The sequence below is a fragment of the Arthrobacter sp. D1-29 genome (assembly GCF_054130585.1).
Window position 1 is genome coordinate 1,397,222 of the sequence record NZ_CP096383.1, and the last position, 20,683, is coordinate 1,417,904.

The window sequence follows — 20,683 nt, forward strand, 5'->3', positions numbered from 1 at the left end:
GAACTCATCGCTATCATCGCTGCGCTCCGCGAGCACTGCCCGTGGATGGGAGCGCTTACCCACGCCTCATTGGTGGAATACCTCCTTGAGGAGGCCTACGAGGTAGCGGAAACCATCGAGACCGGAGCGGATGAAGCGGAACTCCAGGGCGAGCTGGGGGATGTACTCCTCCAGGTGGTGTTGCACTCCCGGCTCGCCGAGGAACGAGGAACCTTCACTTTCGACGACGTCGCCCGCGGTCTGAGCGCCAAGATGGTCAGGCGAAATCCCCACGTGTTCCGTCCGGACGGGTCACTGCAGGACAGCTTCCCCGCCACGGTGGAGGAGATCGTTCAGAAATGGGATGCGGTCAAGATATCAGAGCGCCCGGAACGAAAGCATCCTTTTGAAGGCATCCCGCAGGCGCTGCCCGCGCTGGCCCGGGCGCAAAAGTCCATGGACCGGGCCGAACGTGCCGGATTCGGCCTCCATCTTCCCCAGGCTGCCGCGCCGGACCCCGGCACTGAAGAGGAACTGGGCGACCTGCTGTTTGCGATCGTCCGCTCCGCCCGCGCCCAGGGATTTGATGCCGAGCGCGCCCTGCGCGGTGCCCTCCGCCGTTATCAGGAGGGTTTCCGTGAGCAGTAAAAGGGCAGCAAATGTGCAGCATGCCCTTTGGTCCGGCACCATGATGACGTCCGGGTGATGGATAGGTTTCCGTAACCCGCACCACTCTCGACTACGCTAGTCCTGACGAGGACGTCGAGTTTTCCGCTAGTTTTCCCGCTATCAGACTCCCAGTTAACGCCCATAAGGAGCATATTCATGGCGCTTATCGATGCCATCCACGCCCGCGAGATCCTCGATTCCCGTGGCAACCCGACCGTAGAAGTTGAAGTCCTGCTGTCCGATGGCCAGATCGGCCGCGCGGCAGTCCCCTCGGGCGCCTCCACCGGTGAGCACGAGGCCGTTGAGCTCCGCGACGGAGACAAGGGCCGCTACCTCGGCAAGGGTGTCCAGAAGGCCGTTGACGCGGTCATCGACCAGATCGCTCCGGCCCTGACAGGTTTCGACGCCACAGACCAGCGCAGCATCGACCAGGCAATGATCGACCTGGACGGAACGGCCAACAAGAGCAAGCTCGGAGCCAACGCCATCCTGGGTGTTTCCCTCGCCGTAGCCAACGCAGCCGCCGCTTCCGCTGACCTGCCGCTGTACAAGTACCTGGGCGGCCCGAACGCCCACGTGCTGCCCGTACCGCTGATGAACATCCTCAACGGCGGCTCGCACGCCGATTCCGACGTCGACATCCAGGAATTCATGGTTGTTCCGCTCGGCGCAGAAACCTTCTCCGAGGGACTTCGCTGGGGCGTTGAGGTTTACCACGCACTCAAGGCCGTGCTGCAGGAAAAGGGCCTCTCCACCGGCCTCGGCGACGAAGGCGGCTTCGCGCCGAACCTGCCGTCCAACCGTGCAGCCCTGGACCTGATCCAGGAAGCCATCAAGAACGCAGGCTACACCCCGGGCCAGGACATTGCCCTGGCACTGGACGTTGCCTCCTCGGAGTTCTTCACGGACGGCGCCTACCAGTTCGAAGGCAAGGCCCTCAGCTCCACCGAGATGAGCGCCTACTACGCCGAACTCGTTGCCGACTACCCGCTGGTATCCATCGAGGACCCGCTGGACGAGAACGACTGGGACGGCTGGAAGACCCTCACCGACAGCATCGGCGACAAGGTCCAGCTGGTGGGCGATGACCTGTTCGTCACCAACCCCTCCATCCTTCAGCGCGGCATCGAGACCAAGACCGCCAACTCGCTGCTGGTGAAGGTCAACCAGATCGGTTCCCTGACCGAAACGCTGGACGCCGTGAGCCTGGCCCAGCGCTCCGGTTACACCACCATCACCTCGCACCGTTCAGGTGAAACCGAAGACACCACCATCGCCGACATCTCCGTGGCAACCAACGCGGGGCAGATCAAGACAGGTGCCCCGGCCCGCTCCGAGCGTGTAGCCAAGTACAACCAGCTGCTTCGCATCGAAGAGGAACTCGACGACGCCGCACGCTACGCCGGACGCAGCGCCTTCCCGCGTTTCAAGGGCTAGTAGCCGCAATATCCTCTGACCGGTGGTTATGGTTGAAAGACCATAGCCACCGGTTTTTGTTTCAGCCTGGTTTTTGTTTCAGCCCAGACAGTTGCAGCCACAGGCAGGCCGCACGTTTCAGGAGTGTCATGGCTACGCGCCGTCCAAAAGTTCCCAAGGCCTCCGGGCCAGCGAAGGAAACAGCCGACACCGCTGACATCATCCGGGCCCAGTTCGGCGGTTCCACGGAGAATGCCGGCAATGCCCGGGCCTCACAGGACAGAACCGCACAGGACCGAGCTGCAAGGGACAGGACCGCAAAGGAGAGAGCGGCAGGTCCGGGGGCACCCTCGCTGAAGGGCGCCACACACGGCCGGCCCGGCAACTCCTCCCCAGGCAGCCAATCGAAGGACCAGGGCAAAGGGCGCGGTGCAGGCGGCGCATCCGCGTCAGGCGGCCATGCCAAGGGCAACCAGCCTGAGGACGAGGCTCAGCCGGTTCCTGCAAAGGCGTTTTCGGGGCGCATGCTTGCACTCGCCGTGGTCATGATCGCCATCACCATCATGCTGGCCCCCACCGTGAAGATTTTCTTTGATAAGCGGGCTGAAATCGCTGCGCTCAACGCCGATATCGCCGCAAGCCAGGCCGAACAGGCAGGCCTGCGCCAGCAGGTATCGCGCTGGCAGGACCCCAACTATGTGAAACAGCAGGCCCGCGACCGCATTAACATGGTAATGCCGGGTGAAACGAGCTACTGGGTGTTCGGCAGCGATCTGCCGGACGGACCAGGCAACAGCCAGACCGGTGCAGCAGCACAAGACCCCGCCGATCTGCCGTGGGTGGATTCCCTGTGGGAGTCCATCAGGCGTGCGGCCACAGACTGAACAGCTAGAGGAAGGATGGCCCGCGCCAGTGGGAGAACACACAACAGCGCCGGAGGACTCACGTCAGCCATCGGCACATGATCTTGAAGTACTGAGCCGGCAGCTGGGGCGGCCTGTCCGCGATGTGGTGGAAATCCCGGCCCGCTGCGTTTGCGGCAACCCGCTGGTGGCTGCCACGGCGCCCCGCCTCAGCAACGGCACCCCTTTTCCCACCACCTTCTACCTGACGCATCCGGTGATCACGTCGGCAGTTTCGCGCCTCGAGGCCGCCGGTCTCATGAACACCATGAATGAACGCCTCGCTGCCGACGAGCCCCTTGCCGCAGCCTACCGCTCAGCGCACGACGCCTACCTGGCCGCGCGTGCGGCGATTGGCGAGCGTTCGGGCATCGGCGCGGTCCCCGAAATCGACGGAATCTCCGCCGGTGGCATGCCCACCCGGGTCAAGTGCCTTCACGTCCTGGTGGGGCACTCCCTCGCCGCCGGAGCGGGAGTCAATCCCTTGGGGGATGAAGCCATCGCAGGCATCAGCGAATGGTGGACGACTGACCGCTGCTACTGCGACGGCGCCTGGGACACAGCGGGGGAGGCACCCTCGAGGGACCTAAGCCGCCATGGGCCCCAGGGCCTGCCGGAGATAGTTGGCCGGCCGGCTCCCCTCCGCAGGACCGCCGCCGGGGGCGACGTGGACGGCCAGGGGCACGCCGGGGCCGGCGAATGAGCCGCGTCGCCGCCATTGACTGCGGTACCAATTCCATCCGTCTGCTGATTGCGGACATTGACCGCAGCAATGGGACGGCCAAACTCACCGACGTGGTCCGTGAAATGCGGGTTGTGCGGCTCGGCCAGGGCGTGGATGCCACCGGCGAGCTCGCGCCGGAGGCGCTGGAGCGTACCTTCGCAGCCACGGCCGACTACGCCAAGATGATCCATGAACACGGTGCCGGAAAGGTGCGCTTTGTGGCGACGTCGGCCAGCAGGGACGCACGGAACCGCCAGGTCTTTGTGGACGGGATCCGCGGCCTGATTGGGGTTGAGCCCGAAGTGATCTCCGGTGGGGAGGAAGCGGCGCTGTCCTTCGCCGGGGCAGCCAGCGTCCTGCCGGTCCTTGACGGCCAGCACGTGCTGGTGGTTGACCTTGGCGGCGGGAGCACGGAATTTGTCCTCGGAACGGCGGACGGAGTCACGGCAGCCAAGTCCGTGGATATCGGCTGCGTGCGTTTGACTGAGCGGCACCTCCGCGATGACCCGCCGACGCCGGAACAGATTGCCGCTGCCGAGGCTGATGTGGACGCTGCCATTTCATTGGCGGGACTGGACGTTCCCCTCGAACGCGCCACCGCCGTCGTGGGGGTGGCCGGATCGATCACCACCATCACAGCCCACGCGCTGCGGCTTCCGGAGTATTCCCCTGAAGCGATCCACGGCACTGAACTGCCCCTGCAAATGATCCGGGGCGCAGCAAAAGACCTGCTGGAAATGTCCAGGACCGAACGCGCCCAGCTGCCGTACATGCATCCCGGCAGGGTGGATGTGATTGGGGCCGGCGGGCTGGTGTGGGCGCGTATCCTGGAACGCCTTAACGAGCTCACTGCAGGCCGGATCGTCACGGCCACCGCCAGCGAACACGACATTCTCGACGGCATTGCCCTGAGCATCAGCTAACCGACCATGGGACCCGACATGACCAGAGCAACAGCCCGGCTCCGCCGGACCGCCACCGCTCTTCTCGCAATGATGCTGGCCGGCGGCAGCGTGGCTGCCGGTCTTGCCGGAGCGCCCGCAGCGCACGCCGACTCATGGCGCGATAAACAGTACTGGCTGGCCGAGTCCGGGATCACGAAGGCCTGGGAGGTCTCCAAAGGCGCCGGCGTCAAGGTCGCTGTTATCGACAGCGGGGTGGACGCCCAGCATCCGGACCTCAAGGGCGCTGTGACGGGCGGCCGCGACGTTTCAGGTGCCGGAAGCCCGGACGGACAGAAGAGCATCGGCGGCAAGCCCGAACACGGCACCCTCGTGGCCACCATGCTGGCCGGCCGCGGACACCAGCCGGCAGCGTCCACAGCCTCACCCAGCCCGGGCACTTCCAGTACGGGCCCGGATGGGATCGTGGGCGTGGCACCGGAGGCGCAGATCCTGTCTGTCTCCACCTGGCTGGGTTCGCCCAACCCGGCAGGAAAAAGCGACCAGGACCAGATTCCTGAGGCTGTCCGCTGGGCAGTGGACAACGGCGCCAAAGTCATCAATATCTCACTGGGCAGCACCACGCCCCAGTGGCCGCAAAGCTGGGATGCAGCCTTCCTGTACGCCGAGCAGAAGGACGTGGTGATCGTTGCCGCCGCCGGAAACCGGGTGGGCGGCAACGTCCAGGTGGGCGCGCCCGCCACCATCCCTGGTGTGCTCACGGTGGCGGGACTGGACCGGAAGGGAGTGGCGAGCATTGACTCGTCGTCCCAGGGGATCAGTATCGGAGTGGCCGCTCCGGCGGAAAACCTGCTCGGAGGGCTGCCGGGCGGCGGGTACGCCGAGTGGGCCGGAACGTCCGGAGCCGCTCCCATCGTTGCCGGCGTTGCGGCCCTCATCCGCTCCAAATGGCCCGAGATGAGCGCCCGGCAGGTCATCAACAGGATCGTCAGTACCGCGAAGGACGCCGGTGCGCCGGGAAAGGATCCGCTCTACGGCTTTGGTGTGCTGAATGCCGAAGCGGCCTTGAAGGACGCGGTGCCCGAGGCTGCGGCCAATCCGCTGGGCTCCATCTCGGACTGGATCCGTGTGCACCGCCGGGGTGGAAACCTTGCCTCGCCCGCGCCGGCACCCACCTCCGGTGTTGCCAGCGCTGTCCCCACCCTTCCCGAACCGACTGTGCCCGCGGTGGAGGCTCCATCCCAGCGTGATTCCGCCCTTGGCGCCGCCGTCGTCATCGGCTTTGCCATCCTCTTCATAGCGATCATCGCGGCGGCAGTGTTCCAGCTGCGCCGCGCTGCCCGAAACCCTCGCCTGGCCCGGGAAGAACCGGATACAGGGGTCCTGGATTCCGTGGATTCCGGCGGAAAAGCTAGTTAGTGAAGATTTTCACAAAGTGCTGTACTCTTAAATCATGGCAACCACCCCAGAGCTCCAGGACCGTCCCCGGGTACTCGTCGTCGGCGGCGGATACGTCGGCCTGTACGTAGCACTCAAACTGCAGAAGAAGATCGCGAATGCCGGTGGCATCGTCACCCTCGTGGATCCACTGCCCTACATGACTTACCAGCCGTTCCTGCCCGAGGTTGCCGGTGGCAACATCGAGGCCCGCCATGCAGTGGTCTCCCACCGCCAGCACCTCAAGCAGACCGAACTGATCCAGGGCCGCGTGACGTCGATCGACCACGCCAACCGCACCGCCGTTGTGGCTCCCGCGGACGGCGGAGACAATTTCGAGGTTCCCTACTTCGACGTCGTCCTGGCCGCAGGCGCCATCACCCGCACGTTCCCCATCAAGGGCCTCGCGGACAAGGGCATCGGCCTGAAGACCATCGAGGAAGCCGTTGCGCTGCGCAACAAGGTCCTGGAGCGCATTGAGGTTGCCTCCACCATGACCGATCCCGCGGCCCGCGCCAAGGCACTCACCTTCGTGGTAGTCGGCGGCGGCTTCGCCGGCATTGAATGCATCACCGAGATGGAGGACCTGGCCCGCGCCGCGGTCCGCAACAACCCGCGGATCAAGCAGGAGGAAGTCCGCTTCGTCCTGGTTGAGGCAATGGGGCGGATCATGCCCGAGGTTACGGCCAAGCAGGCCGAATGGGTGGTGGAGCACCTCCGCAGCCGTGGCATCGAGGTCCTGCTGAACACCTCCCTGGACAACGCCGAAGGCTCCATCAAGCTCATCAACCTCCCGGACAAGACGCCGGCGCAGGACTTTGAAGCGGATACCCTGGTGTGGACTGCCGGCGTGCAGGCCAACCCCATGGTCCGCTCCACCGACTTCCCGGTCGAGCCGCGCGGCCGCGTCCGCACCCTTCCTGACATGCGCATTGGAGGGGACGAAGGAATCGTCGACAACGCCTGGGCTGCAGGCGATATCGCTGCCGTGCCGGACCTCACGGGCAGTGGCCTGCCGGACGGTACCTGCGTTCCGAACGCCCAGCACGCCCTTCGGCAGGCCAAGCGCCTCGCGAAGAATCTGTGGGCTTCCCGCTGGGACAAGCCGCTGAAGGACTACAAGCACAAGAACCTGGGTGCCGTGGCCGGCTTCGGCGAGTGGAAGGGTGTCGCGAATATCAACCTCGTCGGCAGCATCGGCCTCAAGGGCCCGCTGGCCTGGCTGGCACACCGCGGCTACCACGGCATGGCGATGCCCACGTTCGAGCGCAAGTTCCGCGTGATCTTTAACTGGATCATCAGCTTCTTCGCAGGTCGCGACACCACCCCGCTCATGGATCTGGACAACCCCCGCGGGGCCTTCATTGCAGCGGCCACCCCGGCTCCCAAGCCGGCGGCGGCACCGCCGGCCGGAAGCCCGGGTGCCGCTCCCGAGGCCGGCAAGCCCGGATCAACGGCCGCGGCGAGCTTTGATCCCAAACAGTCAGTAAGCGCGAACGCCAAGTAGCCTGCTTCCCTGGATCACGTCCTGGGAGACAGATGCAGCAACGCCCGACGGCGGCCGTCCCTTTCAGGGGGACCGCCGCCGTTGGTGTTTAAGCACCGTCGTTGTTTAAGCACCGTCGTTGCTTGAGCGCGGGAGCGCCGCCCGCCTTGTGGAAGCCCACTCCTTCTAGACTGGCACCATGACTGGCGAAAAGAACCTCCAGGCCCTGCTGGCAGCGATCCACCCCGTACTGCGCGAAGGTGAGTATGTCTACGTCCTCTGGCCCCATGGGAGGCCGCTGGCGGCGGGTATCCAGGCGGCAGTTCGTGAGGCTGAGGGCCTGACTGTGGTTCTTCCCCGTTCGGAAGCGGATGGCTTGGGCCTGCCTTACGACTTCGTGGCCGCCTGGATCACGTTGCAGATCCACGCTGAGCTGGAGGCCGTGGGCCTGACGGCGGCGGTGAGCAGGGCCCTGACGGATGCCAAGATCAACTGCAATGTGCTGGCGGGGTTCCACCATGACCATCTGCTGGTGCCTGCCGGGGAGGCTGCCCGTGCACTGGAGGTCTTGGCTGAGCTGTCGGCGGAAAACAGCCACCAGCCCAGACCCGAACTGGTGCTGCGCAATGAAACGGCCGACGACCGGGAAAAGATCCTGGCCCTGACGGCGGAGGCTTTTGCCATATCACCGGCAACAGGCCTGCCGGCCAAGGGAGAGCCGGTTGAAGTGGAGGTGCTCCGCCAGCTGTTCGTGTGCGAGGAGTACCTGCCGGAGTTCAGCATTGTGGCTCTCCTTGACGGCGAGGTGGTGGGCCACGTTATCAGTACCCGCGGCTGGGTGGGCGAGCATGAATTGCTGGGACTTGGGCCGATCGGCGTGACGCCGAGGCTCCAACGCCACGGCGTCGGAAGCGCGCTGATGAATGAAACCATTGCGCGCGCCAACGCCGCGGGGGAGAGCGGCATCGCACTGCTGGGGAGTACCGAGTACTACCCCCGCTTCGGCTTTGTGCCTGCCACGTCCCTTGGCGTGCTGCCTCCCGAAGAGGTTTGGGCCGACAGCTTCCAGCTCCTGCCGCTGGCGTTGTGGCCTGGAGGAGTTCACGGCACCTTCCGGTATGCCGCCCCTTTTGCGGGGTTGTGACGGGATATCATTGACCGGGCGCCCCAGTAGCCCAATTGGCAGAGGCAGCGGACTTAAAATCCGCGTGTTGCGAGTTCGAGTCTCGCCTGGGGCACAACGTTTCCTTTTTCCCGCCGGAGTACGCCGGCTTTGGCAGCCACCGCCGGTGCGTGAAGGGCATCTTGTCACTTAATTTCGCATATGCAACGACTGTTATAAGGATGTGACCTCAGTCACTTATGTTCCCGCCGGATATGGATTAGCTTGAAGTTAAGTCAGGAACACCTGACCATCCGCATCAAAGGCCGTTCGCACCTTTCGATCCAGGAGTTTGTCAATGATTTCACTCCCCCCTGCGTCGTCCCGTATCGCCAAGCTCACAGCGCTTAGCGTCGGCGTCGCTTTTCTGGCTACCGCTTGTGGTGGCACCACCACCCCAAGCGCGACGGAGACTACTACCGCGCCTTCAGGAGAAATCTCCTGCCCGGCAGGTGCCGGCGCCGGTGCCAGCACCTCAGCTGCGGCAGCTCCCACAGGAGCCGTTCCGCCGTCCAGCACCACCACGGACACGCCGTTGAAGCTCGGATCGCTGCTGCCCACAACTGGCAACCTGGCGTACCTGGGCCCACCCGAAATTGCTGGCGTTAACCTTGGCGTCAAAGAGGTCAACGATGCTGGCGGTGTTCTGGGCAAGCCGGTGGAAGTCACCCACCGCGACTCGGGCGACACGAAGACCGACATCGCCACGCAGTCCACCAGCGCCCTGCTGGGCCAGGGAGTCAGCGCGGTTATTGGCGCAGCTTCCTCTTCCGTTTCCAAGACCGTGATCAACCAGATTACCGGTGCAGGCGTCCTCCACTTCTCCCCGGCCAACACGTCGCCGGACTTCACCACTTGGGATGACAAGGGCCTCTACTGGCGTACTGCCCCCTCCGACGTGCTTCAGGGCAAGGTCTTGGGCAACTACATCGTTGCCTGTGGCGCCCAGACACTCGGCATGATGGTCCTGAATGACGCTTACGGAACAGGCCTGCAGAAGAACGTCAAGGAAGCTTTCGAAGCTGCCGGCGGGAAGGTCGTTGCCGAGCAGCTCTACAACACCGGTGACTCACAGTTCAGCAGCCAGGTTGACGCGATCGTAGCTGCCAAGCCTGATGCCATCGCCCTGATTACCTTTGACGAGGCAAAGAGCATCATTCCGCTCTTCACCGGCAAGGGCATCAAGCCCACCCAGATGTTCATGGTTGACGGCAACCTCTTTGACTACAGCAAGGATCTTTCGCCGGGAACACTGAAGGGAGCGCAGGGCACGAACCCAGGAACGTTCGCCAAGGAAGACTTCAAGCAAAAGCTCCTGGCGCTGGATCCCGCATTGGTGACCTATAACTACGCGGGTGAGTCCTACGACGCCGTGAACCTGATTGCACTCGCCTCGGAAGCAGCAAAGAGCACCAAGGGAACGGACATCGCGGCCAAGCTGAAGGAAGTTTCAGAGGGTGGCGAGAAATGCAACAACTTCGCTTCGTGCGTGACGTTGCTCCGGGACGGCAAGGATATCGACTACGACGGTCAGTCGGGTCCGATCACCTTCTCGGATGCCGGTGACCCCACGGAAGCGTATATCGGTATCTACGAATACGACGATTCGAACAAGCCGCAGCCTGTCAAGGAAGAATTCGGCAAGCTGTAAGGCATAACCAGCAAAGGCTCCCGTCCATGGACGGGAGCCTTTGTTGTGTCAGGACCTAAACCAGATGACAGACGAGGCGCCTGAGCCGCGTTAGCCTGCGCTGCATAAGACCGCCCTGCATTAGTTGCCCGTGGGGGCGTCCGATGGGGAAAGGAGGACGCTAAAAGGCCGCCACCGGCAGGTGACGGCCCTTCAACGACTTCCTACCTGAGCCCTATCCCGGGCCCTCCTCCACAGTGTCGGCCAAAGTCCCGAGGTAGAGTTGGATGACCTTAGGATCCTTCATGAGTTCCCGACCGGTGCCGGTGTACGCATCCTTGCCTTGGTCCAGGACGTAGCCACGGTCACAGATCTGAAGGCAGCGGCGCGCGTTCTGTTCCACCATGATGACCGAGACGCCGGCCCGGTTGATCTCATGCACGCGCAGGAAGGTTTCGTCCTGTTTGACGGGTGACAGGCCTGCGGATGGCTCATCGAGCAACAGGACAGCAGGCTCCATCATCAGAGCCCGCCCCATGGCCACCATCTGGCGTTCACCGCCGGACAGTGAGCCCGCACGCTGGGCCCGCCGCTTCCCAAGCTCCGGGAACAAGCTGGTGACAAAGTCAAACCTCTCGGCAAAGTCCTTGGGCCGCTGGAACATCCCCATCTGCATGTTTTCTTCGATGGTGAGGGTGGCAAACACGTTGTTGTTTTGGGGCACAAAGCCAACACCCTGGGTCACCAGCTTGTTGGCTTTGAGCCCGGTGATGTCCTTTCCGCGCACAACAACTGAGCCGGAATGTACTTTTACCAGGCCGAACATGGCTTTCAGCAAGGTGGACTTACCGGCGCCGTTGGGGCCGATGATACCGATCAGCTCGCCTTTCCTGGCTTCGATGCTGCAGCCATTGAGGATATTCACACCCGGCAGGTAGCCCGCCACCAGATCGGTGACCTTGACGACAACGCCATCCTCTGATCCTTGCTGGGCTACGGGGGCTGCGCTGGTGGCACTCATTCTTTGTCCTTGTCTTTGTAGCCAGGCTCCGCCAAACCGGACTCAGGGGAGTTGGGTTCATCGGCATCCGGCACCTGGAGGGTTTCCGGGCTGAGGTCGGGCTGCTCCAAGTCCGCGCCCCGGAGGCTCGGCGCCACTGCGTCAACAGCAATGATGCCCGCGTTCTCCGTACCCACGATCGATTCCTCGTCCGCTTCCAGGACTGCTTCCAGTTCCTTGATCCCTTCGGTGTCGCCAAGGTCGACATCGTGGTGAGCGCCCAGGTAGGCGTCAATGACGGCGGGGTTCTTCATCACCTCACCCGGGGGACCCTCTGCCACGATTTTTCCTTCGGCCATCACAACAACCCAGTCGGCAATATGCCTGACCATGTTCATGTCGTGCTCCACGAACAGGACGGTCATGCCTTCTGCCTTGAGGTTCTTAATGTGGTCCAGCAGGGACTGGGTCAGGGCCGGGTTGACACCGGCCATTGGCTCATCCAGCATCACGAGCTTCGGCCGGACCATCAGGGCCCGTGCCATTTCCAGGAGCTTGCGCTGGCCGCCAGACAGGGAAGCCGCGTAATCGTCCCTTTTGGCGTCGAGCTTGAATTTCTCCAGCAGGACCTCGGCCTGGGCCGTGATGTCCTTCTCGCGGCTGCCCCACATCCCTTTGAAAAGGGCCTTGGAGAGGCGTTCACCGGGCTGGTCGGAGCCGCCAAGGCGCATATTCTCCATAACGGTGAGCTTGCCCATGACCTTGGTGAGTTGGAAAGTGCGCACCATTCCCATCCGGGCAAGCTTGTACGAGGGCACACCCTGGATGTTATTTCCCTCAAATTTCCATTTTCCCGAGTTGGGCGTATCGAAGCCGGTCAGGAGGTTGAAGAGTGTGGTCTTTCCGGCTCCATTCGGGCCGATGAGGGCGGTGATCTTATGGCGCGGGATTTCGAGGTATTCGACGTCAACCGCGTTGATGCCACCGAAGCTCCGGGTGATGTTTTCGGCCACCACGATGGGGTCCGTCTTCTGGCATCCGGGAGCGGCCTCGCCAACGGCTATCGGACTGGTGTCCGTCATGTAGTCGACGCTGCTTTGTTTGCCTGTGTTGTCTATTGAATGCGCGCTTTGGTTCATGCGAACGCCAGCTCCTTCTTATTGCCGAAGACGCCTTGCGGCCTGAAGATCATCAGCAGCATCAGCGCCACCCCTACCAGTATGTAGCGCAGCTGGCCTGCCTGGACTGTCGTCAGCCAGGTCACTGCGCCGGACTCGATCAGGCCGTAGAGGATGCCCTGCGTAAGCGAAAGCACCACCCAGAAAATCATCGCACCGGCTACGGGTCCCAGCACAGTGGCCATGCCACCGAGGAGGAGGCACGTCCAGAGGAAAAAGGTCAGTTCGGTGCCATAGTTGGCCGGCTGCACGGCGCCGCGGGGAAGTGTGAACACCATGCCGGCCAGGGCACCGAGCACACCGCCGATCACCAGTGCCTGCATTTTGTAGGCGTAGACGTTCTTCCCCAGGGCGCGGACAGCATTCTCGTCTTCACGGATGCCCTTAAGCACCCGCCCCCAGGGGCTGCGCATCAGCAGCCAGATGACAACGCAACAAAGGATCACCAAGGCCCATGCCACGATCCGAATGAAGAAGTCCCGGTTATTCATGCCCAGATATGAGCCCTCAGGGAAAGGGTTCATGTCATAGAATCCGCCTTCGAAGGCGCCCAGGCCATCCGCTGACCCCGTGACTGCATCCAGCTGGTTGGTGGTGACGACGTACCGCACAATTTCGGCGGCGGCGATGGTGACGATGGCCAGGTAGTCGGCCCTGAGGCGAAGGGTGGGGATACCCAGCAGCAGGGCAAACAGGCAGGAACAGAGCACGGCAATTAGCAGTCCCACAAAGAACGGCACGCCGAAGGTCAGCGTGGAGATGGCAAAGCCATACGCACCCACTGCCATGAACCCGGCCTGACCGAAGTTCAGCAGGCCGGAGTAGCCGAAGTGAACGGCGAGACCCAAAGCGGCCAAAGCGTATGCCGCCGTCGTCGGAGTGAAAAGCTCACTGAGGGCGCTGGAAAGAATGAATCCGAAGTCCAAGGCTGTCTCCTAACCCACACGCTCGCGCCGGCCGAGGATACCCTGCGGACGGAACAAGAGGACGATGATCATGATGAAGAGGGCGCCCACGTATTTCAGGTCGGCAGCCAGTCCGAAGACCGTGGTTAGTTCGACGAAGATTCCGACGATGATGGATCCCACCAAGGCACCGAAGACGGTTCCCAGACCGCCCAGGGTGACTCCGGCGAAAATGAGAAGCAGGATCTGCGAGCCCATGTCGAAAGTGACGCCGGGACGGTAGTAGGCCCAGAGGATACCGCCCAGCGCAGCCAGCATTCCACCGGCGACCCAGACGATGCGGATGACGGAATCGACGTCAATGCCTGAAGCGGCCGCCAATGCCGGGTTGTCCGCCACCGCACGGGTGGCCTTTCCCAAACGCGTTTTGAGCAGGACGATGCCTATCAGGATTATGACAACGGCGCTGATGATGAGGGACCACAGGTTATTGGGCGAGATGGACACCGCGCCCAGCTGGATCTCGGGGGACTGGGCAAAGGGCAGCTGTTGGGTGGCGCCGCCAAAGTTGAACTGGATGACATAACGGACGGCCAAGGCAAGGCCGATGCTCACGATCATCATGGGGACAAGGCCTGTTCCGCGGCTGCGGAGCGGCCTCCAGAGGCCGGCGTCCTGAACGTAGCCGAACAGCCCGCCGAGCAGCAGTGCCAGGATTCCCGCGAGCCAGAAGGGCAGGTTCATGGCGCTGAGGCCAAACATCACGACGGCGCCCAGGGTCACCATTTCACCGTGGGCAAAGTTAGTGAGGCCAGTAGTGCCAAAAATCAGTGAGAGTCCTACCGAGGCCAGGGCCAACAGGAGCCCGAAGCTCAGGCCGGCAACCAAACGGTTGAGCAGGTTCTGGGCGAAGTTTTGCTCCTGGACCACGATTCCTTCACCAAAGGCGAAGATGACCGAAAGATTGGAGGTCTGGCTGAACGTTACGTTGCGGGGATTTTCCTGGCCTTCAGCCAGCTTGATGCCCTCCGGAAGCGTGGACTCGTCCAGCTCCACTTCGTAGGTTCCCTGAGTAGGTACGCCAATAGTCCAGGCGCCGTTGGCGGCGGACTTTGCTGTTCCAGTGAAATCGCCGCTTTTGGCGGTAATCGTGACATCTGCGATGGGTTTGCGCTCGTCATCCCGGAGGAAGCCGCTGATGCTGTTTTGGAACACCGTAGGTGACGGGGATGGTGTCGGTGACGGGGAAGTGGCCAGCGATGCCGGAGCAACGACGAGCAGGATTGCCAACACTGAGGCTGAGACAGCCCCCAGCATCTTCAGCATTCCGCCGCGCCGCTTCGGCGGCCGGCCTTTGGATGTACTTCTCAAATTGAAAAACCTCCACTTGGGGGGTGGGCTAGCTGCGCCTTTGCAACCGCTGCGAACGGCACGGGACTGACCGCCGTACTGCATCTCGAAAAACTGTTCCCTGCAAACGTTTGACTTGACAGAAAAGCAGTAGTTTCTGTGAGGTTGGTCACCGTGTGTGGCCTATGTTACAGCGCGTCAATGCCATTATTTGCCGCCGGGACGCGCCTTCTGGTCGCGATCGGGTAACAACTGTGTAGCGATAGCGAAGGCAAAAGTTAGACCTGCTAAAGAAACATTTGTTGATCCACGGTATTTCTTAACGATCGCGGCGATGTGCATGAGAAAGCGAAGAGCCCTGCACGTCACAGTTATGTTGCGGCACTTGGCCACGCGGAACTATCAGAGGCGTAAGCACGTGGAAATTGGTAACGTGAACCTTAAGTTCACTACCCATCACTTATTTGGAGGACACCCGCAATGGCACTTGGCGGAAACCCGATCTTCAACGGAAAGAATTTCCGTGGAGCCACCCAGGCACCGCCTGTCCCGCAGGCGCCTTTCGGCCAGGCTCCTTACGGCCAGCACCCTTATGGCCAGCAGCCCTATGGCCAGTACGGCCAGCAGGCTCCCGGCATGACCGCCGGTCCGCAGGGTGGCTGGGGGTCCCAGCCACAGAACATGACCAATGAGCAGCTGCAGCAGATGTACAACCAGCCGGCCGCCGGTCCGGCTGACATCGGCCGGATGACCTATGACGACGTCATCGTCAAGACGGCAGCGTGCCTGGCCGTTGTGGTGGCCGGTGCCGCCGTCACGCTTTTCGTTGGCTTGAGCCTGGCCTACATGCTGATGATTGTTGGCGCCCTGGGCGGCTTTGTACTTGCCCTGGTCAACACCTTCAAAAAGCAGCCGTCTCCCGCGCTGATCCTGGCGTACGCAGGCCTGGAGGGTCTGTTCCTTGGTGGCCTGACCCGCATCCTGGACGGCATGTTCCCGGGCGTCGGCCTGCAGGCCGTCATTGGCACGCTGTCCGTCTTTGCCGTCACCCTGGTGCTGTTCAAGAGCGGCAAGGTCCGGGCAACACCCAAGGCCATGCGCTTCTTCATGATCGCGCTCATCGGCTACGCCGTGTTCGCGCTGATCAATATGGCGCTGGTGTGGACGGGCACAGTTCAGGAGCCATTCGGCCTGCGGACCAGCTTCGAAATCTTTGGCATCCCGCTGGGAGTCTTCATTGGTGTGCTGGCGATCGGCCTGGCCGCTTTCGCCCTCATCATGGACTTCACCAGCATTGAGGCCGGAGTACGCAGCGGCGCCCCGCAGCGCTTCTCGTGGACTGCGGCATTTGGCCTGACGGTAACCCTGGTCTGGCTCTACGTAGAGATCATCCGCCTGCTGGCCATCCTGCGCGGCGACGAATAAACCAGGCGGACACACTGCTGCTGTAGTTCAACAGGAGCTGTAGTTCAACAGGAGTCTTAATTCAACAGGAGAGGCCCCATCATTTGATGGGGCCTCTCCTGCGTGTCCGGGGTTCCTAAGGAGCTGTGCCCTGGCTAGGGTTCCTGTCCTCTAAGAAATGCGCATGGCCCCCGCGGCCGGCGTCACGGTGAAGATATCCGGGGCTGTGAAACCGGCATCGGAGAAAGCCCGTTCGACGGCGTTGCGCACCTGCTGCTCAGAGCCCACCGGCGTGAGGGCGATGGCCGCCCCGCCGAAGCCGCCGCCGGTCATCCGGGCGCCGATGGCGCCATGCGTACGGGAGGTGTCAACGGCGAGGTCCAGTTCCGGGCAGGAGATCTCGAAGTCGTCCCGCATGGATACGTGGCTGGCATCCAGCAGCGCACCGATGGAGGCTGGGCCTTCACTGGCCAGCAGGTCCACAGTCTGGAGTACCCGGTCGTTTTCGGTGACCACGTGGCGGACGCGGCGGAAGGTCAGCTCGTCCAGGAGGCCGCTGGCTTCTTCGAGGTCGGCCACCTGTACATCGCGGAGGGCCTTGACGCCGAGGACCTCCGCGCCAAGTTCACAGGAAGCACGGCGGGATGCGTAGCCGCCGTCGGCGTGGGAATGGGACACCTTCGTGTCGATCACCAGCATCACAAGTCCTGCGGGCTCCGTCTCAAACGGCACCAGGCGCACGCTCTGGTCCCGGCAGTCGAGGAAAACTGCGTGGTCCTTTGATCCGCGCAGCGAGGCTGACTGGTCCATGATGCCGGTGGGGGCGCCCACAAAGTCGTTTTCCGCCTGCTGGGTGGCCAGAACCATCTCTTCCGCGGCCAGGCCGGATCCTGTCAGTTCATTCAGGGCGGACACGACGGCGCACTCGATCGCATGCGAAGAGGACAATCCGGCGCCCAGCGGAACATTCGAATCAAGGAGCAGGTCCAAGCCGGGTACCGCTATTCCACGCTGTTGCAGCGCCCACATCACCCCGAGCGGATACTTGGTCCAGCCCTTGGCCGCCGAGGAGTCCAGGGCTTGCACGTCAGTGGTGAACATGCCCTGGTCACCGTAGGTGGAGAGCAGCCGAACAGTGGAATCGGCACGGATACCAACGGCAACACGGGCCGTCTTGTCGATGGCGAACGGGAGCACAAAGCCCTCGTTGTAGTCGGTGTGCTCGCCGATCAGGTTCACCCGCCCCGGTGCCTGCCAGACGCCGTCGGGAAGCCTGCCGAATTCACGTTCAAACCGGCGGGTGAGTTCGGCCGTGCTGGGCGGAGCCGCTGGGGTGGTCAGCGGGTCTGGGGCGGTGCTCACGCGGAGGCTCCTTTGGTTGCGGCTGCCAGGCTGGGGGCAGGGGAGGGGATTGTAGGGGAGGGGTTGCTAGGGGTGGCTTCGGCAGGGAAGGGTGTGGAAGCGGGCACCTTAACGGCGCGGAGCCGCTCCGCCACACTTTCCGGGGTGGTGTCGTTGATGAAGGCGCCCATGGCCGCCTCGGAGCCGGCAAGGAACTTGAGTTTGTCCGCAGCCCGGCGCGGCGAGGTCAGTTGCAGGTGCAGATAGCTTGCCGGCCGCAGGACATCGTCAAGAGGGGCCTGGTGCCACGCCGAAATGTATGGCGTGGGTGTGGGATAGAGAGCGTCGAGTCGCTTGAGCAAGTCCAGGTAGACGTGGGCCAGTTCGTCCTTTTCCTCGCCGCTGAGGGCGGCGAGGTCCGGGACCTGGCGGTGGGGGACGAGGTGGATTTCCAGTGGCCAGCGCGCGGCGAACGGCACGTAGGCGCTGAAGTTCTCGCTTTCCATCACCATCCGTCTTCCGTCCTCCCGTTCGGCGCCCAACAGAGAGCCGGTGAGCGTCTTTTGCCCATCCGCCTGATCATAGAATTTACGTGCGGCCGCGCCCAGGACCCCCGCGCGCGGGGTGACGTAGGGGTACGCGTAGATCTGTCCATGGGGGTGGTGGAGGGTCACCCCAATGTCAGCTCCACGGTTCTCGAACGGAAAAACCTGCTTAATGCCGGACAGTGCGCTCAAGGCTTCCGTGCGGTGGGCCCAGGCCTCCACTACCGTCCGGGCCCGGGCCTCCGTCAGGCCGCTGAAGGATCCTGTGTGCTCGGGGGTGAAGGACACAACCTCACACCGCCCATAGGCGGGCCCTGTGGTTCCCCATGCCGGGTCGGCCGGCACCGGGCCCAGCGCGGGCCCGAGGGATGGGAATCTGTTCTCAAACACCACAACGTCGTAGTCCGGCGCAGGAATCTCCGAGGGGTTGTTCTGAGTGGTGGGGCAGATGGGGCACTGGTCTGCCGGAGGCAGGTGGGTCCGCGTCTGCCGGTGGGCAGCCACCGCAACCCATTCTCCTGTCAGCGCATCAAATCGGACCTCGCCGGGCTCGCCGCGTGCGGGCAGGTCACGGTGATCGGTGGTGGTTTCAGCCGTGCGGTATTGGGGGGTAGCCGCGTCGTCGAAATAGATCAGCTCCCGGCCGTCGGCAAGCGTGGTGCTGGTAATACCTGTCATGGCTTTTGTCCTTTGGATGCGGTTGGGGAAAGGTGTTCGGCCCCAAGGGGTGGAATGAGTGCGTCGTCTCCTTGCCTGTCCGGGCCTGGCTCGAGCCCAGCGATCCGGATGTCCGCCACTGCTTGGTGGAGGGCGGCGAGGGCGTCCCCGGCCGCCTCACTGATGCGGACGTCGGTAATGAGGGTGTGGATGGCGGACAAAGGGGAAACGCCGGCAAGGCCAACCAGCCCATATTTGGTGGCATCGGCCAACACGATGAGCTTCCTCGAAGCTGAGATCATGGCTGCGTTGAGCTCTGCCTCGAGCAGATTGGGGGACGTAATGCCGGCCTGGGGGTCCATGCCGTGTACTCCCATAAAACACAGGTCTGCTTCCAGCGTCCGGACAGCCTGGGCAGCCAGGGGGCCAACCAGGGCTTCCGAGGGGGTGCGTTCACCGCCCAGGATCAGGGTCCGGATATCGCTTCCGTCCTCTTCCGCGCCTGAAGCCAGCGAGCTGGCCACCATCAGGGAATTGGTGGCGACAGTCAGTCCCATGTTCCCCGGCAGGATCCTGGCCAGTTCGAAAGTAGTGGTGCCGCCAGAAATCAACAACGTCATACCGGGTTCGATGAGGCGAACTGCCTCCGCTGCAATGGCTGCCTTGGCGGCCAGTTCCCGGGTCGACTTGCTGGCAAAGGCTGGTTCCAGGGCACTGAAACTATCCGTGCGTGCGGCACCTCCATGGACCCGAAGCAGGAGTCCGCCGGCATCCAGGGCATCAATGTCCCGGCGGACGGTCATTTCGGAAACGTCCAGGAGTTCCGCCAGGGCGCCCACCCGAACGGTGCCGGCCGCCTCAAGCTCCTGGAGAATGAGGTGCTGCCGTTGTGCTGCCAGCATGGACCCTCCTGAGATATTTTTGCTGTTCCTCAATTGTGGCACATATAGCTCAGAAAAGAATAGATTCTAACAAAACATAACAAACCACCTCTCGTTGGCTGGACCGTCACAGCGCCTGTACCGTGGTGCCCATGATTCCCAGTTCAATCGAGGACGCCGGTTCTTCTGACGGATACCGGTCCTATGCCACGGGGCGGCAGTACGAGCTCCGGCGGGGAAGCGCCGTTGCCACTGTCACCGAGCTCGCCGCCGGCCTGCGCCTCTATAGCCGCGCAGGGGTGCTGCTCACCGAGACGTACGGAAATGCCGATATCCCGCCAGGGGCTGCGGGTATCACCCTTGCCCCGTGGGCTAACAGGGTGGAGGGCGGGGTTTGGTATCTCGACGGGGAAAAACAGCAGCTGGACATTACCGAGGTAAAGCGGAACAACGCCAGCCACGGGCTGCTGCGCAACGCCTCCTATGCGCTGGTTGATGAGTCGCAGTTCTCGGTGACGCTGGAGGCGACGATTTTCCCCCAGCATGGATATCCCTTCCTGCTGCGCCACCAGGTTCAGTACGCTCTTGCGGAGGACCTGGGCCTGGTGGTCAGGCAAACGCTCATCAACAGCTCCAAAGCGCCCGCTCCCTTTGTCCTTGGGGCGCATCCCTATCTGCGACTGGGAGACACCGACCCCGGTAACCTGCTGTTGACGGTTGGGGCCAGTACCCAGCTGGTAGCGGACGAGCGGCTGATCCCGCGCTCCTCGGAGCCAGTCAGCGGAGACACGGACCTGCGCCAGGGCCGTTCCGTGGGGGCGTTGGATATCGACGTCGCCCTGACGGACCTGGCGTTCGACGGCGGCGTGTCCCGCCACACGCTCAGCTCGCCGGACGGACGCAGCGTCTCGCTGTGGCAGGACGAAGCGTGCACATATGTCCATGTTTTTGTCACGGACCAATATCCGGGCCGGACGCGAGCGGTGGCCATTGAGCCCATGACCGGACCGGCCAACGCCTTCAACTCCGGTGACGGACTCAGGTGGCTGCCGCCGGGGGACAGCTTCACCATCTCCTGGGGCATCGATGCCACGCTGGGCGATGCGGGGTAGCGG

At 63.1% G+C, this 20,683-nt stretch carries 18 protein-coding genes and 1 tRNA gene; 12 read left to right on the plus strand and 7 right to left on the minus strand.

Features of this window, described 5'->3' with window-relative positions; all coding sequences use genetic code 11:
* The first annotated feature begins 45 nt into the window (after positions 1-45).
* The 10 genes from M1E17_RS06565 to M1E17_RS06610 all read left to right on the plus strand — a co-directional run bounded on the left by M1E17_RS06565 (position 46) and on the right by M1E17_RS06610 (position 10,328).
* Entirely contained in the window at positions 46-627 is a 582-nt protein-coding gene (locus tag M1E17_RS06565; RefSeq protein ID WP_457967604.1) for a MazG nucleotide pyrophosphohydrolase domain-containing protein, read from the plus strand.
* 177 nt (positions 628-804) lie between these two features.
* Complete coding sequence (eno, locus tag M1E17_RS06570) at positions 805-2,085, plus strand: phosphopyruvate hydratase (protein WP_457966273.1); 1,281 nt, start codon at positions 805-807, stop codon at positions 2,083-2,085.
* Between the two features lie 128 nt (positions 2,086-2,213).
* Positions 2,214-2,948, plus strand: coding sequence for an FtsB family cell division protein (locus tag M1E17_RS06575; RefSeq protein ID WP_457966275.1), 735 nt, complete (start codon positions 2,214-2,216; stop codon positions 2,946-2,948).
* 28 nt (positions 2,949-2,976) lie between these two features.
* On the plus strand, positions 2,977-3,669 hold the full coding sequence (locus M1E17_RS06580) for a DUF501 domain-containing protein (protein ID WP_457966277.1): 693 nt from the start codon (positions 2,977-2,979) through the stop codon (positions 3,667-3,669).
* Positions 3,666-4,613: a Ppx/GppA phosphatase family protein gene (locus M1E17_RS06585; RefSeq protein ID WP_457966279.1), complete on the plus strand. Its 948-nt coding sequence runs from the start codon at positions 3,666-3,668 to the stop codon at positions 4,611-4,613. The genes M1E17_RS06580 and M1E17_RS06585 overlap by 4 nt, the downstream gene beginning before the upstream one ends.
* A gap of 18 nt (positions 4,614-4,631) precedes the next feature.
* A complete protein-coding gene (locus M1E17_RS06590) occupies positions 4,632-6,011 on the plus strand; it encodes a S8 family serine peptidase (protein ID WP_457966281.1) in 1,380 nt (459 codons plus the stop codon).
* A gap of 34 nt (positions 6,012-6,045) precedes the next feature.
* Positions 6,046-7,536: an NAD(P)/FAD-dependent oxidoreductase gene (locus M1E17_RS06595; RefSeq protein WP_457966282.1), complete on the plus strand. Its 1,491-nt coding sequence runs from the start codon at positions 6,046-6,048 to the stop codon at positions 7,534-7,536.
* A 178-nt stretch (positions 7,537-7,714) separates the two neighbouring features.
* Positions 7,715-8,659, plus strand: coding sequence for an N-acetyltransferase (locus tag M1E17_RS06600; protein WP_457966284.1), 945 nt, complete (start codon positions 7,715-7,717; stop codon positions 8,657-8,659).
* A gap of 20 nt (positions 8,660-8,679) precedes the next feature.
* A tRNA-Leu gene (locus M1E17_RS06605) sits at positions 8,680-8,753 on the plus strand.
* A 222-nt stretch (positions 8,754-8,975) separates the two neighbouring features.
* Complete coding sequence (locus tag M1E17_RS06610) at positions 8,976-10,328, plus strand: ABC transporter substrate-binding protein (protein ID WP_457966286.1); 1,353 nt, start codon at positions 8,976-8,978, stop codon at positions 10,326-10,328.
* A 214-nt stretch (positions 10,329-10,542) separates the two neighbouring features.
* Here the strand turns inward: M1E17_RS06610 and M1E17_RS06615 are convergent, their stop codons facing one another.
* Genes M1E17_RS06615 through M1E17_RS06630 form a run of 4 tightly spaced genes read right to left on the minus strand, consistent with a single transcriptional unit; the run spans position 10,543 to position 14,716 of the window.
* The gene (locus tag M1E17_RS06615; protein ID WP_457966288.1) at positions 10,543-11,328 is read right to left on the minus strand and encodes an ABC transporter ATP-binding protein; all 786 of its coding nucleotides are present in this window, start codon (positions 11,326-11,328) and stop codon (positions 10,543-10,545) included.
* A complete protein-coding gene (locus M1E17_RS06620; protein ID WP_457966290.1) occupies positions 11,325-12,446 on the minus strand; it encodes an ABC transporter ATP-binding protein in 1,122 nt (373 codons plus the stop codon). Before M1E17_RS06620 ends, M1E17_RS06615 begins: the two co-directional genes overlap by 4 nt.
* Positions 12,443-13,411, minus strand: coding sequence for a branched-chain amino acid ABC transporter permease (locus M1E17_RS06625; protein ID WP_457966292.1), 969 nt, complete (start codon positions 13,409-13,411; stop codon positions 12,443-12,445). The genes M1E17_RS06620 and M1E17_RS06625 overlap by 4 nt, the downstream gene beginning before the upstream one ends.
* Before the next feature lie 9 nt (positions 13,412-13,420).
* Positions 13,421-14,716 carry a branched-chain amino acid ABC transporter permease gene (locus M1E17_RS06630; protein WP_457967606.1) on the minus strand — a complete coding sequence of 432 codons (1,296 nt, stop codon included), beginning with the start codon at positions 14,714-14,716 and terminating at the stop codon, positions 13,421-13,423.
* A 504-nt stretch (positions 14,717-15,220) separates the two neighbouring features.
* On the opposite strand from M1E17_RS06630, the gene M1E17_RS06635 reads away from it, so the two are divergent.
* A complete protein-coding gene (locus M1E17_RS06635) occupies positions 15,221-16,165 on the plus strand; it encodes a Bax inhibitor-1/YccA family protein (protein WP_457966294.1) in 945 nt (314 codons plus the stop codon).
* Between the two features lie 150 nt (positions 16,166-16,315).
* On the opposite strand, the gene galK is transcribed toward M1E17_RS06635, so the two are convergent.
* The 3 genes from galK to M1E17_RS06650 are packed head-to-tail and all read right to left on the minus strand — an operon-like array spanning position 16,316 to position 19,589.
* A complete protein-coding gene (gene galK, locus M1E17_RS06640; protein WP_457966296.1) occupies positions 16,316-17,506 on the minus strand; it encodes a galactokinase in 1,191 nt (396 codons plus the stop codon).
* On the minus strand, positions 17,503-18,708 hold the full coding sequence (gene galT / locus M1E17_RS06645) for a galactose-1-phosphate uridylyltransferase (RefSeq protein WP_457966298.1): 1,206 nt from the start codon (positions 18,706-18,708) through the stop codon (positions 17,503-17,505). The genes galK and galT overlap by 4 nt, the downstream gene beginning before the upstream one ends.
* Complete coding sequence (locus M1E17_RS06650; protein WP_457966299.1) at positions 18,705-19,589, minus strand: DeoR/GlpR family DNA-binding transcription regulator; 885 nt, start codon at positions 19,587-19,589, stop codon at positions 18,705-18,707. Before M1E17_RS06650 ends, galT begins: the two co-directional genes overlap by 4 nt.
* Positions 19,590-19,720: 131 nt before the next feature.
* Between M1E17_RS06650 and M1E17_RS06655 the strand changes: the two genes are divergently transcribed.
* Entirely contained in the window at positions 19,721-20,680 is a 960-nt protein-coding gene (locus tag M1E17_RS06655) for an aldose 1-epimerase family protein (RefSeq protein ID WP_457966300.1), read from the plus strand.
* The last annotated feature ends 3 nt before the right edge of the window (positions 20,681-20,683 follow it).